The sequence below is a fragment of the unidentified bacterial endosymbiont genome (genome assembly GCF_918320885.1).
Taxonomy (GTDB): Bacteria; Pseudomonadota; Gammaproteobacteria; order Enterobacterales.
In genome coordinates, this window is the sequence record NZ_OU907312.1 from 359718 (window position 1) to 374702 (window position 14985).

The 14985-nt window shown below is 46.9% G+C and carries 10 protein-coding genes and 4 pseudogenes; 6 read left to right on the plus strand and 8 right to left on the minus strand.

Annotation, left to right across the window (positions count from 1 at the left end; all coding sequences use genetic code 11):
* Positions 1 to 25 precede the first annotated feature (25 nt).
* The 3 genes and pseudogenes from NL324_RS01835 to tnpA all read right to left on the minus strand — a co-directional run.
* Positions 26 to 583 (minus strand): annotated as a pseudogene (locus NL324_RS01835) (IS4 family transposase); the annotation flags it as partial.
* Between the two features lie 944 nt (positions 584 to 1527).
* Positions 1528 to 2691 (minus strand): Fic family protein, encoded by a 1164-nt coding sequence (locus NL324_RS01840; protein WP_253306091.1) that lies wholly within the window; start codon positions 2689 to 2691, stop codon positions 1528 to 1530.
* A 59-nt stretch (positions 2692 to 2750) separates the two neighbouring features.
* The gene (gene tnpA, locus NL324_RS08315) at positions 2751 to 3071 is read right to left on the minus strand and encodes an IS200/IS605 family transposase (protein WP_366516330.1); all 321 of its coding nucleotides are present in this window, start codon (positions 3069 to 3071) and stop codon (positions 2751 to 2753) included.
* A gap of 38 nt (positions 3072 to 3109) precedes the next feature.
* Between tnpA and NL324_RS08320 the strand changes: the two genes are divergently transcribed.
* From NL324_RS08320 to NL324_RS01860, 4 genes and pseudogenes are all read left to right on the plus strand, one after another.
* Complete coding sequence (locus tag NL324_RS08320; RefSeq protein ID WP_366516331.1) at positions 3110 to 3199, plus strand: helix-turn-helix domain-containing protein; 90 nt, start codon at positions 3110 to 3112, stop codon at positions 3197 to 3199.
* Between the two features lie 287 nt (positions 3200 to 3486).
* Positions 3487 to 3729: a hypothetical protein gene (locus tag NL324_RS01845; protein ID WP_253306092.1), complete on the plus strand. Its 243-nt coding sequence runs from the start codon at positions 3487 to 3489 to the stop codon at positions 3727 to 3729.
* A gap of 386 nt (positions 3730 to 4115) precedes the next feature.
* The gene (locus NL324_RS01850) at positions 4116 to 4928 is read left to right on the plus strand and encodes a virulence RhuM family protein (protein ID WP_253306093.1); all 813 of its coding nucleotides are present in this window, start codon (positions 4116 to 4118) and stop codon (positions 4926 to 4928) included.
* Positions 4929 to 5002: 74 nt separating this feature from the next.
* Positions 5003 to 6168, plus strand: a pseudogene (locus NL324_RS01860) (IS3 family transposase).
* 18 nt (positions 6169 to 6186) lie between these two features.
* Here NL324_RS01860 and NL324_RS01865 read toward each other — a convergent pair.
* Entirely contained in the window at positions 6187 to 8691 is a 2505-nt protein-coding gene (locus tag NL324_RS01865) for a hypothetical protein (RefSeq protein ID WP_253306094.1), read from the minus strand.
* A gap of 216 nt (positions 8692 to 8907) precedes the next feature.
* A complete protein-coding gene (locus tag NL324_RS01870; protein ID WP_436298221.1) occupies positions 8908 to 9081 on the minus strand; it encodes a hypothetical protein in 174 nt (57 codons plus the stop codon).
* Between the two features lie 23 nt (positions 9082 to 9104).
* Between NL324_RS01870 and NL324_RS01875 the strand changes: the two are divergent.
* Together NL324_RS01875 and NL324_RS08325 are read left to right on the plus strand one after the other, a co-directional pair.
* A pseudogene (locus tag NL324_RS01875) lies at positions 9105 to 9248 on the plus strand (EF-Tu C-terminal domain-related protein); the annotation flags it as partial.
* Between the two features lie 262 nt (positions 9249 to 9510).
* Positions 9511 to 9600, plus strand: a pseudogene (locus NL324_RS08325) (IS200/IS605 family transposase); the annotation flags it as partial.
* Between the two features lie 397 nt (positions 9601 to 9997).
* On the opposite strand, the gene NL324_RS01880 reads toward NL324_RS08325, so the two are convergent.
* Genes NL324_RS01880 through NL324_RS01890 form a run of 3 tightly spaced genes read right to left on the minus strand, consistent with a single transcriptional unit; the run spans position 9998 to position 14870 of the window.
* Positions 9998 to 12853 carry a valine--tRNA ligase gene (locus NL324_RS01880; protein WP_253306095.1) on the minus strand — a complete coding sequence of 952 codons (2856 nt, stop codon included), beginning with the start codon at positions 12851 to 12853 and terminating at the stop codon, positions 9998 to 10000.
* Positions 12822 to 13316: a DNA polymerase III subunit chi gene (locus NL324_RS01885; protein WP_436298224.1), complete on the minus strand. Its 495-nt coding sequence runs from the start codon at positions 13314 to 13316 to the stop codon at positions 12822 to 12824. Before NL324_RS01885 ends, NL324_RS01880 begins: the two co-directional genes overlap by 32 nt.
* Before the next feature lie 42 nt (positions 13317 to 13358).
* Positions 13359 to 14870 carry a leucyl aminopeptidase gene (locus tag NL324_RS01890; protein WP_253306097.1) on the minus strand — a complete coding sequence of 504 codons (1512 nt, stop codon included), beginning with the start codon at positions 14868 to 14870 and terminating at the stop codon, positions 13359 to 13361.
* Positions 14871 to 14985: the final 115 nt, after the last annotated feature.

Genomic DNA, 14985 nt, shown 5'->3' on the forward strand with positions numbered 1-14985 from the left:
GGGTAGCAAGATCAGACATTTTTTGCAGCTTGGTCAACCATAGGCAGAAGCGCTTTTCCTCGGAAAACCAACGGCGGATCACTCGAAATTCGTAGTGACCACGCCGGCAGTGCAAATCAAGGACTTCAGAGCGGTTGGTCTTAAGGTTGACTGCTTGAAGCTTCTGACCCTCTAGCTGGGTTAACTTTCGTCCTTGCCCATTACGGGCCTCTACGATGATTGGGTTGAGAGCCTTATCTGCTGTGACTGCCCTGGTTTTTGGCGATTGGCTAAGCAAAGAGATGCTCAAATGACATTCAATCGCCGCCTGGTCTTTTTTGAAGCGACTGGGGAAAATATCAGCTAGGCCGGAGTGGAGAGAAAATGAGCTGCCATCCTGCAATAGCACATCATCAAAACTGGACAGTTTAGGTGGTAGGAGGGTAGATATTCCCTCTACGAACTGGGCCATAGCAAATTGCGTCAGTTGCTTCATAAAGTCGGCAAACGCTTCCTTGCGCAGTTGATTATGAAAAGGCTTGTAGGCCACAGTCAGCTGATTACCCAGACTCAATCCATTGAACTGCCTGTGCAAATCTGCGATTATTTGATCATAATTGAAGCTCTTTTTCCAGATAATTCAATCAAATACCCCTAAAAATCCTGTATATGACCACGCCATAAAGGTAGTAAGATTGGCATCTGTGCGGCTATGCGTAAGCTATTACAACTGGCCTATGGCGTACTAAAATCTGGAATTCCCTTTGATGCAAAAATAGCGCTTGCATCATGATGGGTAAGACGGTATCTCACCCGTTCAGTGCTCAGTCGCGTTGCTGCGGCTTCCGGTGGGCCCTTGACAGCTCTACACTCCAAAGGCTCTCCGATTTTGGAGGGCCTTTGTAAAAGGCTTCAAGCAATTTGGTAGACGTGCTCCACGTGTACAAGCTTCTTGGCAGAAATTGTCATCAAAAGCATCATATTCCGAGAAGTCATACTTAGCGAACTTTTTTCTATAAAGATCTTCTAAGCCAAGTCTATACATCATCCAGTGAAGAAGATCACTGGATAGTATCCCAGAAGGATAAGGATCTAGAAGTTCATTCATTATGTCGTTCAGCCCTTTAGGTTTCATTTTTTCTGAACTATCAGTATGTTCAATAAACCGTTTAAAATCTTGGGGTCCTTCTGGAAAAAGTTTTTCAATTTTTTGTGATAAATTTAGTTTTTAAAATTCTTCTCATGATTTTTATCCCTATTAGTTTCACCACTTAATTTATAGTTTTATTATATATTTGTGGGGTAGTTTGTTCAATATAAATAAAAATGATTTTCTCTGATTTTTTTATTAAAGTTACGACTATTTTTATTCTGGACAAACCTATATATATTAGGTTTTATTTTTTAATTATAATTTGTTCTAACATAAACATACAGCTAGTATACCAACATTTTTGTCGAGCGCCATCCACTAGATTAATAGGATAATTCTGATTAACCTAACTCAAGAAAAACCAGTTTAGCCACAAAATATCTGTTAAAGCTTAATTATTTTCTGGTATAGAATGGTTCTGCACCATCTTCAAGTAAAATTAAATATTTTCTGTACACATAAAATTTATCGCGCTTTTTACCGCTAGCTTCTTCTAGAATTCCAAGTCGCATCATATGATTTAGTGCACTTCTGGCAGTAGGCGCTGTCATTTCTAGTTCTTTTGCAAGTAGAGCAACTGTTACTTGAGGTAATCGTTTCATATAGTCTAGTATCTGTTCACATGAAAACCTGGCACGTCCCAGATCTGCTATTTTTTTTAGGTCTTTCTCAAAAATAGCATTAATTTGTCTTGCTGTATTAATTGCCTGTTTTGCGGACAAATAAACACCTTCAAGGAAAAATTCCAACCATGTTTCCCAGGTTCCGTTAAAACGAACTTCTTGTAGTAGTTCATAATATGGTTGACGATTCTGCTTAAGATAAAGACTTAAATATAAAATAGGTTCATCGAGTATACCGTTTTCGCATAATAACAGGATTATTAATAATCTACCCAGCCTGCCATTCCCGTCCAGAAAAGGATGTATTGTTTCAAATTGAACGTGAGCTATCCCTGCTTTAATAAGAACTGGTAGACTATCATCGTGCATGAAATTTTCAAAATCACTAAGGCATTGATTAAGGATATTTACCGGGGGTGGTACAAATAATGCATTTCCTGGTCTTGTTCCGCCGATCCAGTTTTGTGATCGCCTAAATTCTCCAGGTAATTTAGTTGATCCTCTTACACCAGAAAGCAATACGCTATGTATTTCTTTAATGAGCCTGAGGGATAGAGGAAAATCTTCCTTTAAGCGCTGCAATCCATAGCTGATGGCTTTGACATAATTAGACACTTCTTCAACATCTTCGAGAGACACTTCCGATTTTTGTTGGTGTTCAAAAAGCATAAGATCTGAAAATGAGCTTTGGGTTCCTTCAATTTGACTTGAAAGTAATGCTTCTTTACGAACGTACATGTAAAGAAATAGAGATGGGTTTGGAATGGTCTTATAAATGCTATTTAACTCGGCTAAAGCCTGAGTTGCTTTTTCAAGGTATGGATAAAGCTGCCACAAATCCACAGGAGGGACTGGCGGAAGCTTAGGTGGGACATATGCCTTATAGGATTCTCCTGGCACTTTTTGTTTGATATACGTTCCAATTCTTTGACTCATACGCTATCTTTTCTTAATAGATCACTAATAAGAAAATATAATATACTATCTTTTCTTAGTCAAGATAAAAAGGAAAAGATAGAGTTGTTGGGGTAGTAGGTGAGTTGGCTTGCTCGGGTACGCAGCAGGCGACTCGTCACCGTTTTCAGGTTATTGACCAATCGGCTTGGCATAATATTTGGGGGCCTATCGAGCATCATATGAACATGGTCAGCCTCGCTCGCAAATTCTTCTAGCGTAACATCCCATTTCTGCAGCAGTTCACTACACATCTGTTGCAGTCGCTGCAGCATAGCCCGAGTGAGGCAGGGTCTTCGATATTTAGTAACCAACACTAAATGATATTTTAGTTTATAAACACAGTGATAATGGGACTTCATGATTGAATCGCTAAATGTGATTGGCCATAATACAACACATGAAGGCTTATCGATACAGAATCTATCCTAATGCTGCCCAAGAAGAGCTTTTAGAAAAGCATTTTGGCTGTGCGCGGCAATATCTATAATTGGGCTTTGAGCCTGAAAGATAAATTCTACCAGGAGAATCAGAAGAACCTCTCTAGAAGTGAACTACAACGTCTACTAGGTGGCCTTTAAGAAAGCGGAGAAGCCGTGGTTGTCTGAAGTGAATAGCCAATCTCTTCTGTCAGCCCTAATGCACCTTGAGACTGCCTTCATCAACTTCTTCCAGGGTACGACTAAGTTTCCGCGCTTCAAGAAAAAATAGGCCGCTTGTCGCTCGTTTCAGTGTCCGCAACAGGTCACGGTAGACTTCAATGGCTCCTTGCTGAACTTGCCGAAAATCAAAGGGATCAAAATCAGGCTACATCGTCCATTTTTCGGGGCTATAAAAACCGTTACCATCAAGCGGATTGCTTGTGGTGAATACTATGCCAGTATTTTAGTTGATGACCAAAGTTCTCACCCTATCGCTGCGGTTATCGAAGCTGATAAAACCTTGGGGTTAGAGGTAGGCATCACCCATTTTTATAGCGATAGTGCAGCCACGATCGCGACCATAACGCGGCTAAAATGATCGTCCAATTTGCTTTAGCTGAACCGTCAGGATATTGCGCGGTTGTGTAAAGTGTTCCCGTGTAGCGATAGGACTCAGCGGTCATGCTACAGCGAGAGGATCTAGTATTCGGCTAGATTGGGTCGCAAGATACCCCCACTAGAATTGATTTACCAATTTAGGGGTGGGAGTATGTCACACGTATCAAAAGGTGGGGCACTACCAGGACGCAGCTAAAGACAAATTCTGACCTTTCCTGCCAAAAATCATTCAACTCTTGACATTTATTTTTGTGCATACAATAATTAAACGTGAGAATTAATTTTGATCCATCTAAAGACATCAGTAATACGACTAAAAACGTTACCATCCTTAAAAAAATTGACTGCTGTGTGAGCCACACATCAATGAAATATCCTCCCAATTATAAGCAATACTCCTGGAGTGATACCGGAAGTGAAATAGTTATTTTTGAACCACCGGGTGGCGGACAAGTAACCGTTCGGCTTGAGGGTAATAACCTTTGGTTGACCCAGGAACAAATTGCCGAATTGTTCCAAAGAGAACGTTCAGTGATCACCAAGCATCTTCGGAATATTTTCAAAGAAGGTGAATTAGTAGCCAAATTAGTACGTGCAAAATTTGCACATACTGCGTCCGATGGTAAGACCTACCAGGTTGATTTCTATAACCTAGATGCAATCATATCTGTTGGTTATCGAGTCAATTCGAAGTGCGGTACCCAATTTCGTCAATGGGCGTCGACTGTTTTACGTGATCATTTGATGAAAGGATGGACGCTAGATCGTGCTCGATTCGAGCATAATGCTACTGAACTGGAAGCGGCGCTGGTACTGGTTAGAAAGGTAGCCAAATCGGCTGATTTTCCTGCTGAAACCAGTCGAGAGCTGATTGAGATCATCAGCCGTTATGCCAAAACTTTTCTGTTGTTACAGCGTTATGATGAAGGGTCATTGTCTGAACTAAGCGGAACAATAGGTGGTGTGATTCCCTCATTTGATGATGTTAGGCAGTCCATTGCTCGCTTGAAAGACTCGCTTATTTCCAGAGGCGAGGCCAGCGATATTTTTGGCCTTGAGCGTGGGAATGCCCTCGCCGCACTTTTAGGTAACCTTGATCAATCTGTATTCGGAGAACCTGCTTACCCAACCATTGAACGCAAAGCGACTCATCTGCTTTATTTTGTCATCAAGAACTGATCTTGCTACCCTTTAACGGACACAACGAAGAGGAACAAAGCGTATAATTTTTTGTTACTTTTTGAGGTGAAGTTATGAATCAAGGGGAATCAAGGAGCTATGATAAGGAATTCAAGCTGAATGCGGTAAAGCTGTATCACAGCACTGGTAAAACGCTCTGTCAATTGAGCGAGGAATTGGGAGTTCCCAAGAGTACATTGGCAGGGTGGGTCCATCAGCATAACAAGGATGGTGCAGAGGCTTTCCCGGGCAAAGGATACCTGAAAGCGTCTGATGCTGAGCTCAGTCAATTGCGGAAAGAATTGGCGATAGCACGCGAAGAGAGGGATATCCTAAAAAAAGCCTTGGGCATCTTCTCAGTGGCCCGCAAGTAAAATACCAGTTTATGCAAAAGCATGCTGGGGAATTCAGCGTAGAGAGGATGTCCAACGTGTTAGGTGTATCCCGCAGTGGCTATTATCAGTTTATCAAGGCTGAGCCATCCAAGCGCTATTGTGAGGATGAGCGTTTAATATCTGAAATTAAAGAGGTTTATACCATAAGCAACCAAATTTACGGTAGCCCACGTATCCATGCTGAGTTACGAGCTAGAGGTGAGCGCTGTTCACGCAAACGGGTTTGTCGGCTAATGAAAGCAGCCCATATTGCGGCTAAGATGAAAAAACGATTTAAGGTAACCACAATAGTCGATCCAAAGGCCGCAGTGGCGCCTAATTTACTCAAGCAGAAGTTCACAGCCACTCGCCCTGATCAATACTGGGCAGCAGATATTACCTATATTCCGACCCAAGAGGGATGGTTGTATGTTGCTATCGTACTGGACCTGTTCTCTCGTAGTATCGTGGGGATGGATATGCAAGCTCACATGACCACCGAGTTAGTAGCCGCAGCATTACGCCAGGCAATAACACGGAGGAAGCCTGCTGCAGGTCTCATCCACCACTCCGACCGAGGCAGCCAGTATACCAGCAAAGGATTCAAGGCTGTATCGGCGCATCACCAGATAACGCTTAGCATGAGTAGTACGGGCAATTGTTATGACAATGCAGTAGCAGAGAGTTTTTTCCATACCTTAAAAACAGAGCACACCCACTTTGAACGTTTTGAGAGCAGAGAACAAGCCAAATTGAGCATTTTTGAATACGTAGAAGTGTTTTATAACCGACAGAGACGGCACTCAACGCTAGGCTATCTGTCTCCTGTAAATTTTGAAAAAAATTGGTTATCCCAGGTCGCTTAAGGTTTCTCTTCTCTGTGTCTAAAAAAAGGTGGCAAGATCAGTTTGACCGGTTATGAATTCAGCAATCCGCTCTATCGCGCTTTTACAGTCTCTGTCATCAGGCTGTTTGCTAAAGGCATTGGCTAAATTGGCCAACTCTTGTGCGTTAAAGTCACACGGCGCCTCGCCCCAGGTTTTACCTGTTAGGTATCGAGCAATCCGCTTTATCGCGCTTTTACAGTCTCTGTCATCAGGCTGTTTGCTAAAGGCATTGGCTAAATTGGCCAAATCTTTTGCGTTAAAGGTACACGGCGCCTCGCCCCAGGTTTTACCTGTTAGGTATCGAGCAATCTGCTCTATCGCGCTTTTACAGTCTCTGTCATCAGGCTGTTTGCTAAAGGCATTGGCTAAATTGGCCAACCCTTGTGCGTTAAAGTCACACGGCGCCTCGCCCAAAGTTTTATCTGTTAGGTATCGAGCAATCCGCGCTACCATGCTGTTGCAGGCGATGGTCTCCGGCTGTTTGCTAAAGGCATTGGCTAAATTGGCCAACCCTTGTGCGTTAAAGTTACATGGCGCCTCGCCCCAGGTCTGACCTGTTAGGTATTGAGCAATCCGCTCTATCGTGCTTTTACAGTCTCTGTCATCAGGCTGTTTGCTAAAGGCATTGGCTAAATTGGCCAACTCTTGTGCGTTAAAGTTACACGGCGCCTCGCCCCAGGTTTTACCTGTTAGGTATCGAGCAATCCGCTTTATCGCGCTTTTACAGTCGCTGTCATCAGGCTGTTTGCTAAAGGCATTGGCTAAATTGGCCAACCCTTGTGCGTTAAAGTCACACGGCGCCTCGCCCAAAGTTTTATCTGTTAGGTATCGAGCAATCCGCGCTACCATGCTGTTGCAGGCGATGGTCTCCGGCTGTTTGCTAAAGGCATTGGCTAAATTGGCCAACTGTTGTGCGCTAAAGTCACACGGCGCCGCGCCCCAGGTTTGACCGGTTATGAATTCAGCAATCCGCACTACCATGCTGTTGCAGGCGATGGTTTCCGGCTGTTTGCTAAAGGCATTGGCTAAATTGGCCAAATGTTGTTCGTTAAAGTTACATGGCGCCTCGCCCAAGGTTTGACCTGTTAGGTATTGAGCAATCCGCTCTATCGCGCTTTTACAGTCTCTGTCATGAGGAAATCTGCTAAAAGCGTTGGCTAAATTGGCCAACTCTTGTGCGTTAAAGTTACACGGCGCCTCGCCCAAGGTTTTACCCGTTATGAATTCAGCAATCCGCTCTATCGCGCTTTTACAGTCTCTGTCATCAGGCTGTTTGCTAAAAGCGTTGGCTAAATTGGCCAACTCTTGTGCGTTAAAGGTACACGGCGCCTCGCCCCAGGTTTGACCTGTTAGGTATCGAGCAATCCGCTTTATCGCGCTTTTACAGTGGCGGTCATCAGGCTGTTTGCTAAAGGCATTGGCTAAACTGGCCAACTGTTGTGCGTTAAAGGTACACGGCGCCGCGCCCAAGGTTTGACCGGTTATGAATTCAGCAATCCGCACTACCATGCTGTTGCAGGCGATGGTCTCCGGCTGTTTGCTAAAGGCATTGGCTAAATTGGCCAACTCTTGTGCGTTAAAGTTACACGGCGCCTCGCCCAAGGTTTTACCTGTTAGGTATCGAGCAATCCGTTCTATCGCGCTTTTACAGTCTCTGTCATGAGGAAATTTGCTAAAAGCGTTGGCTAAATTGGCCAACTGTTGTGCGTTAAAGGTACACAGCGCCTTGCCCCAGGTTTGACCTGTTAGGTATCGAGCAATCCGCTTTATCGCGCTTTTACAGTGGCGGTCATCAGGCTGTTTGCTAAAGGCATTGGCTAAATTGGCCAAATCTTGTGCGTTAAAGTCACACAGCGCCGCGCCCAAGGTTTGACCTGTTATGAATTCAGCAATCCGCGCTATCGCGCTTTTACAGTCTCTGTCATGAGGAAATTTGCTAAAAGCGTTGGCTAATAACGCTATATCCTTGGGTTTATGCTGTTGCTTAGAAATCTCCAGTTCTTGGATATATTTAGCAGCTATCTGAAAAAATTTAAAGTCCTCTTCTTTTCCTTGGTTATTCTTAATCAGTTTTGATAAACGATTACATCGGTGTGCCAATTCAGCGAGAGGAAAATCCTGATACGCTACGGATGGCTCCCTATTGCTTGAACGCCTTTCACTCCTTCCAAAATCTGTGGCCGTTTTATGGTGCTGAGAATATTGGGAAAAGCTGTTACCGCCTCTGTTAGAGGCATGAATAGCAGCGCCAGGATGATTAGGTTCCCCTGGTCTTTCAGTGCGGTAACTGCCATAGCTAACCTGCTCCCCTCGGTAGGTTTCCGAATCTCTGTGCCCTCTAGGATTACGTTCAAAGTCTGCTGAAGAGGTTTGATAGGGCTGCTCAGTTTGTGAAACACCCTCTCTATTACTGCGTGGCCGACCAGGGGATGACAATGACTCACCATATTGTACAGGCGTTACACCTTTCCGCGGACGATGCGGTTTTTCATTATTTTCCATGACTAAATTCTCTGAATTGACTAGAGGATACTAACATCACCATATATATAATAGACTAATATATAATATAAAAATCTTAAAATATCGGGTGCTATTGCAACTGGTCTGTCCCGGAAAGAGTTCGCACCGAATTTACAGTGTAAAATATCTTCTCTGAAGATTATAAAATGATTTTATAGCGTCAAATATGTAAGCGACAAACCAGTACCGTATTGACTATTTATGGGAGAGCTTGAGGTTCCAGGGCAGTAACCCTAATAACACAATAAAGGTGCCTAACATCAACCCTTCACCACGTCTGATAGAGCCTATTTGCTGCAGTTCAGCTCGTGCCAGAGCTGGCGCGTTAGGGGTCTGCTTGATCTCAGGATTGGTCAGCCAATATACCACTAAGGGGATCAGCAAGAGGCAGAGTGGAGAGGGTGATGCCAGGAGACAAGTTGCAACTGACCGTCACCTTAATTGCTCCCATCGCCATGACGGAAGGATTGAACTTCGCTATTCGTGAAGGGGGCCATACCGTTGGCGCCGTGATAGTCTCTAAAATCATTGAGTGATGATGAAACAGATCGGTTAAAATCGCAAGGGTTAGCTCTTCCACCCCTTACGGTTTTTTTATATCTACTGTAGCAATCTCATCTGCCAACCTCAGCTAGTCTCACCGATATAACAACCACACCTCATTTTTACCCAGCCGCTGATCTCGAAAAGTAACCAAGTTGATACGCTTCGTTTCTCTTCGATGTGTCCATCAAATCGGGTCAAGATCAGGAATTTGCTGACCACCTAAAAGCGTATTACTGAAACCCAGTCTTATGGACCAGGGCCTACTGCCTGATCAGCGCTGGCGGAGCTCCGTTAGAAATTCTGCAACAATATATTCAGCAGCAACGACAACCGGAAGAATGACAGCCAAGAATAAGGGACGCTATCCATCTCCACCCAAACCAAGGTTATGGATGGAGAATTCCGCAAGTTTCGTTAAGTTTTTTTGTTTATTTCCCTTTCCACCTTTCTCAAACAGTTCATATCCTGTACTGGGAGCAGAGTGGTCAGTTGACTTTATTCTCTCTCTGTTGCTTATCTATGACAGTGGCAAGGGCATTGTCTCCACTCTGTAGCGTGTATATTAACAGAGAAGGGGTACGTAGGGGGATGATTCTCGGCTGTCTGTTCTATACTATAGGGCTACCGTGTATTTATAACCATGCGTTATTTATCAACTACCCTCTGTTTCCAGCTTTGATAAGTTTCTGCAGCGCACTCCTACTCTATCGCTGTCGACTGAGAACCTGCTAAAGTGATCTTACCCCTTTAGGTCGGCATATTGTTGCTGCAGTTTCTGTTGATCAGCCAGGCAACTGGTGAGCTTAGCACGCTCCTGGGCAACCACCTCCTGTGGGGCCCGGGTGATAAAACCTGGGTTACTCAACTTAGCCTGTAGACGCTCCTGTTCTAAAGAGAGCTTCTGTAGAGCGCAGCTTAAACGCGCTAACTCGGCCTGACGATCAACCACCCCCTCCAAGGGGATCAGTAGCTCCATATTCTCTAGCAATAGCGTGGCTGCTATAGGTAATGTTGTACCAGGCTGCACGATCTCAATAGTGCTGACGCGGGCCAGCGTCTTGATCAACGCTGCACTCTGCGATAGGTACTCTTGCTGTTGAGGATCGAGCTGTCGTAGCAAGATCGCGATTTTCTTTCCGGGGGGAAACTGCCTCTCAGCTCGCAGATGGCGTATCCCATTGATAAGCCGCTGCATCCAGATCACCGCTGCCGTCGCCGCTTGATCAACCTGTTCAGGATGATACTCGGGAAAGGGCTGCAGCATAATGGTCTCACCGGTCAGCGGCATAACCGCTTTCAGTGCTAACCAGATGGTCTCGGTAATAAAGGGGATAATCGGATGGGCTAAGCGTAACAAGGTTTCTAAGCCCTGCAGCAGCGTCTGGCGAGTGGCCTGTTGTACTGTGGGATCACCTAAGTTGAGCTGCACTTTGGCGATCTCTAAGTACCAATCACAGTAGTGGTCCCAGGTGAAGGTATACAGCGCCATAGCCACTTGGTCGAAGCGGTAGGCATCAAACGCTTGGCGGCAGCGCTGGATTGTCTCATTTAACGCAGAGATGATCCAGCGATCAGCTAGCGATCGGCTGTTCATCTCTGTGCCAGGCTGGCCACAGGCCTTCCCTTCAGTGTTCAGCAGCACAAAGCGGCTAGCATTCCATAATTTATTACAAAAGTTCCGATAGCCCACTAACCGCTGCTGATCCCAGTGGATATCTCGACCATGCGAGGCCAATGCCGCTAAAGTAAAGCGCAGGGCATCGGTTCCGTGTGCGGCTATCCCTTGAGGAAACTGCTGAGCAGTGCGCTGGCGGATCTGCTGAGCCTGTTGCGGCTGCATCAGGCCGGTGGTCCGTTTTACTAGGAGTTCTGCTAGGGTGATACCATCGATCAAATCTAGCGGATCTAACACATTGCCTTTGGATTTTGACATCTTGTGCCCCTGATCATCCCGGATCAGGCCGGTCACATAGACCTGCTTAAAGGGTACCTGTGGACGCCCGGTCTCATCTTTTAACAGATGGCAGGTGAGCATGATCATACGGGCGACCCAGAAAAACAGGATATCAAAACCGGTGATCAGCACCTGAGTCGGATGAAAAATCTTAAAACGCTCCAGCTGTGCTGGCCAGCCCAAGGAAGTAAAGCTCCAGAGTGCTGAAGAGAACCAGGTGTCTAATACATCTTCATCCTGGCGTAAGGGGACAGACTCTGCCAGCTGATAGTGTTGCCGAACTGAGATCTCATCGGTGCCGACATAGACCCTTCCCTGAGGATCATACCAGGCGGGGATGCGGTGTCCCCACCACAGCTGACGTGAGATACACCAATCTTGTAGATCATACATCCAAGCAAAATAAAGATTTTCATACTGCTGCGGCACAAACTGAATCTCACCGCGCTTGACCATCTCGATGGCGGTAGGGGCCAGTGCCTTGACCCGCACATACCACTGATCGGTCAACAAGGGCTCTATCGGCACCCCGCTGCGATCACCATGAGGTATTGACAACTCATGGGCTTGGATCTGCTCTAACAATCCTAGCGCTTGCAAATCCTCCACCACCCGTTGACGCAGTCTCTCGCGATCGAGTCCTTGATAGACAGCAGGCAGCATTGCTTCAACGATCTCATTAGGGGAGCCGTCGCTATTCAACACCTCGGCCTGCGCACGGAGCGTGATCTGTGGAGTCCATAAGTTGATGATTGGCAACTGATGGCGCTGTCCCAGCGAATAGTCACTAAAGTCGTGTGCCGGCGTAATTTTGACCACACCGGTGCCAAAAGTGGGATCCACCGTCCTATCAGCAATAATGGGGATGTGACGATTGACTAGGGGTACCCGGACCCTTTGACCAATCAACGCCTGATAACGCTCATCCTCTGGGTGCACAGCCACCGCCACATCACCCAGCAGCGTTTCCGGACGGGTGGTGGCCACACACAAGTAGGGGGTCTTGAGTGCACCAGGGCGGCCGATCTCCAGGGGGTAACGTAGGGTCCAGAGATGACCGCTGCTTGGGTGATTCTCCACCTCGAGATCAGAGATAGCGGTCTGTAGCTTCGGGTCCCAATTGACCAAACGTTTTCCACGATAGATCAAATTCTCCTGGTAAAGACGAATAAAGACCGTTTGTACCGCCTGTGATAAGCTAGGATCGAGGGTAAAGCAGGCCTGTTCCCAATCGACCGAATTCCCTAAGCGCCGCATCTGCTGGCTAATGGTATCCCCTGATTCCTGTTTCCACTGCCATATTTTCTGAATAAAGGCCTCACGACCATAGTCGTGGCGGCTTTTCTGCTCCTCAGCCGCTAGTTTACGTTCAACCACCATTTGTGTTGCAATCCCGGCATGGTCGGTGCCCACTTGCCACAAACAGTTTTTACCCTGCATCCGCTGATAGCGAATGAGCGCATCCATCAAGGTCTGTTGGAAAGCATGACCCATGTGTAGCGTACCGGTCACGTTGGGTGGTGGGATCACGATGCAGTAGTTGGCTTGCTCGGGGTGTTGGGTCGGTCTAAAGTATCCTTGGCTTTCCCACTGTTGGTACAGGGTTTGTTCAATCGCTTGGGGGTTGTATGTTTTTTCCATGGTCATCATCAGTTAAAGAGGGCGGAGGCTCAGCAGTGGTCAGTTGAAAACCAGCCTGACGGTAAGCGTGGTAGCGTTGGCGTGCTAGCTGTTTCAGCGCTTGCTCATTGGGTACGAAATCAATCACCTGGGTAAAACGGCTGGAAAACTCCACCCAATGAGGTAATAAAGCGATTAGTAGTGTGCGGCCAGAGCTAAGAGGCTGTTCTGGCCAATGGATCTCAATCGGCGCTTTATTCCGCAAATTTTCTCCGGCTAAAGCATGCGGCACGAAGCGGTGCAGCGGCCGTTGCCACAACGCTTCGTCCAATCGATAAGCTTGCACTTGGTTCTCACAGGCGATCAGCAGGCGTTGATCCTGACGCCATAATGAGCACGCCAAATCGCACACTAATGCCTCCTGCACCGCCAGAGCATCAGCAGGTGGAGACGCTGGCAGTAAATAGAAGGTCACCTTCCGCACCGCGTTGTCTACCAGAGCCCTGGAGTGATTAACGCGTGACCGTTACGCCTCAATGGCCATTCCGGCACGATTCAGCAAAAATTGGGTGAGCAACGCTACCGGTCGGCCAGTAGCTCCTTTGGCTTTACCGCTGCGCCAGGCAGTCCCAGCGATATCTAAGTGGGCCCAGTGATAGCGTCGAGTGAATCGTGATAAGAAACAGCCGGCAACAATGGTGCCAGCACTCCGATCGCCAATGTTGGCCATATCAGCAAAGTTAGATTTCAGTTGATTTTGATACTGCTCTGCCAAGGGGAGCTGCCAGAGAGGATCGTTGGCCTGCTGTGCTGCCTTGAGTAGTTCCTGCGCCAGTGGATCATGGTTAGAGAGTAGTCCACTGATGTGATGCCCTAAAGCGATTACACAAGCCCCGGTCAAGGTAGCGACATCGATCACCAGTTCCGGCTCAAAGCGTTCAACATAAGTAAGGACATCACAGAGTACCAAGCGTCCCTCAGCATCGGTGTTTAATACCTCGACCGTTTGGCCCGATAGAGTAGTCAGGATATCCCCCGGACGATAGGCTTTATTGCCCGGCATATTTTCACAGCCTGCCATAATACCGATGATTTTCAGGGGTAGCTGCAGCTCAGCCACCGCCTGCATCACACCATAAACCGCCGCCGCGCCACACATATCATACTTCATTTCATCCATGGCCAGACCCGGTTTGAGTGAGATCCCGCCAGAGTCAAAAGTTAACCCTTTACCCACCAACACGATCGGTTTAGCCTGAGGATCGGGGTGATGATCGTAGGTCATGATGGACATCAAGGGCTCATACTGTGATCCTTGGCCAACCGCCAAATAGGCGTTCATCCCTAACGCTGCCATCTGAGTAGAATCGAGTACAGTCGTCCTCATCTGTGGGGCAAAGCGCTCAGCCAGTTGGCGTGCTTGATCCGCTAAGTAGACGGTATGACACAGGTTTGGCGGCATATTCGCCAGATCTTTAGCCTGCTTGACGCCGTTGGCAATGGCCAGACCCTGGGCGATTGCTGTTTCACCTAAGGCGATCTCCGCAGGCGTCGCTACCGGCAGTATGAGTTTGTTTAGGGGACGAGAGCGCTCAGGCTTTTCCTGTTTAAGCTGATCAAAGCAATAAAGCGCCTGTTGAACGTCCTCTATCGTTTGGCGTATTACCCCGTAGGTACTACGCTGCTTAACCGGCCACTCCGTAAAGAAGCCGACGGCACTGGTCGATCCGGTGTCATTCAGGCACTGTAAAGCTTTTTGAATAATTTTTCGAAAGTGCTCCTCAGTGAGTTCACTGGCTTTCCCACAACCCACCAGCAGCAATCGATCAAATGGCAGCTGCGGCACCTGATGCAGTAACAACGATTGACCTAAGTGACCGTCCAGTGCCCCCTGCTGCAGTAGGGCTGTAATAGAGCCGCCACTGAGGGTATCGAACTGCTCTGCAGTTTTTGATAGCTGGCGTGATTCAAAGACACCAACGACTCTGCAAGCCGTCTGCGGATACTGATCCTGGCCAACGTTAACGACAAATTCCATAGTCTCTCCTAAAATTAAAGACAAAGCAGGCGCTTTTCTAGATAATGATCCAGCCGATGGCCGTTGACGACCATCCCGATCTCAGGGTATGCACGCTGATTCCAATGCAGTGATG

What these genes read in the sequence shown, in the direction of transcription:
- NL324_RS01840 (WP_253306091.1), bottom strand. Translation starts at nt 2,691, where the DNA reads ATGAGTCAAAGAATTGGAACGTATATCAAACAAAAAGTGCCAGGAGAA.
- tnpA (WP_366516330.1), bottom strand. Translation starts at nt 3,071, where the DNA reads ATGAAGTCCCATTATCACTGTGTTTATAAACTAAAATATCATTTAGTG.
- NL324_RS08320 (WP_366516331.1), top strand. Translation starts at nt 3,110, where the DNA reads ATGAAGGCTTATCGATACAGAATCTATCCTAATGCTGCCCAAGAAGAG.
- NL324_RS01850 (WP_253306093.1), top strand. Translation starts at nt 4,116, where the DNA reads ATGAAATATCCTCCCAATTATAAGCAATACTCCTGGAGTGATACCGGA.
- NL324_RS01865 (WP_253306094.1), bottom strand. Translation starts at nt 8,691, where the DNA reads ATGGAAAATAATGAAAAACCGCATCGTCCGCGGAAAGGTGTAACGCCT.
- NL324_RS01880 (WP_253306095.1), bottom strand. Translation starts at nt 12,853, where the DNA reads ATGGAAAAAACATACAACCCCCAAGCGATTGAACAAACCCTGTACCAA.
- NL324_RS01890 (WP_253306097.1), bottom strand. Translation starts at nt 14,870, where the DNA reads ATGGAATTTGTCGTTAACGTTGGCCAGGATCAGTATCCGCAGACGGCT.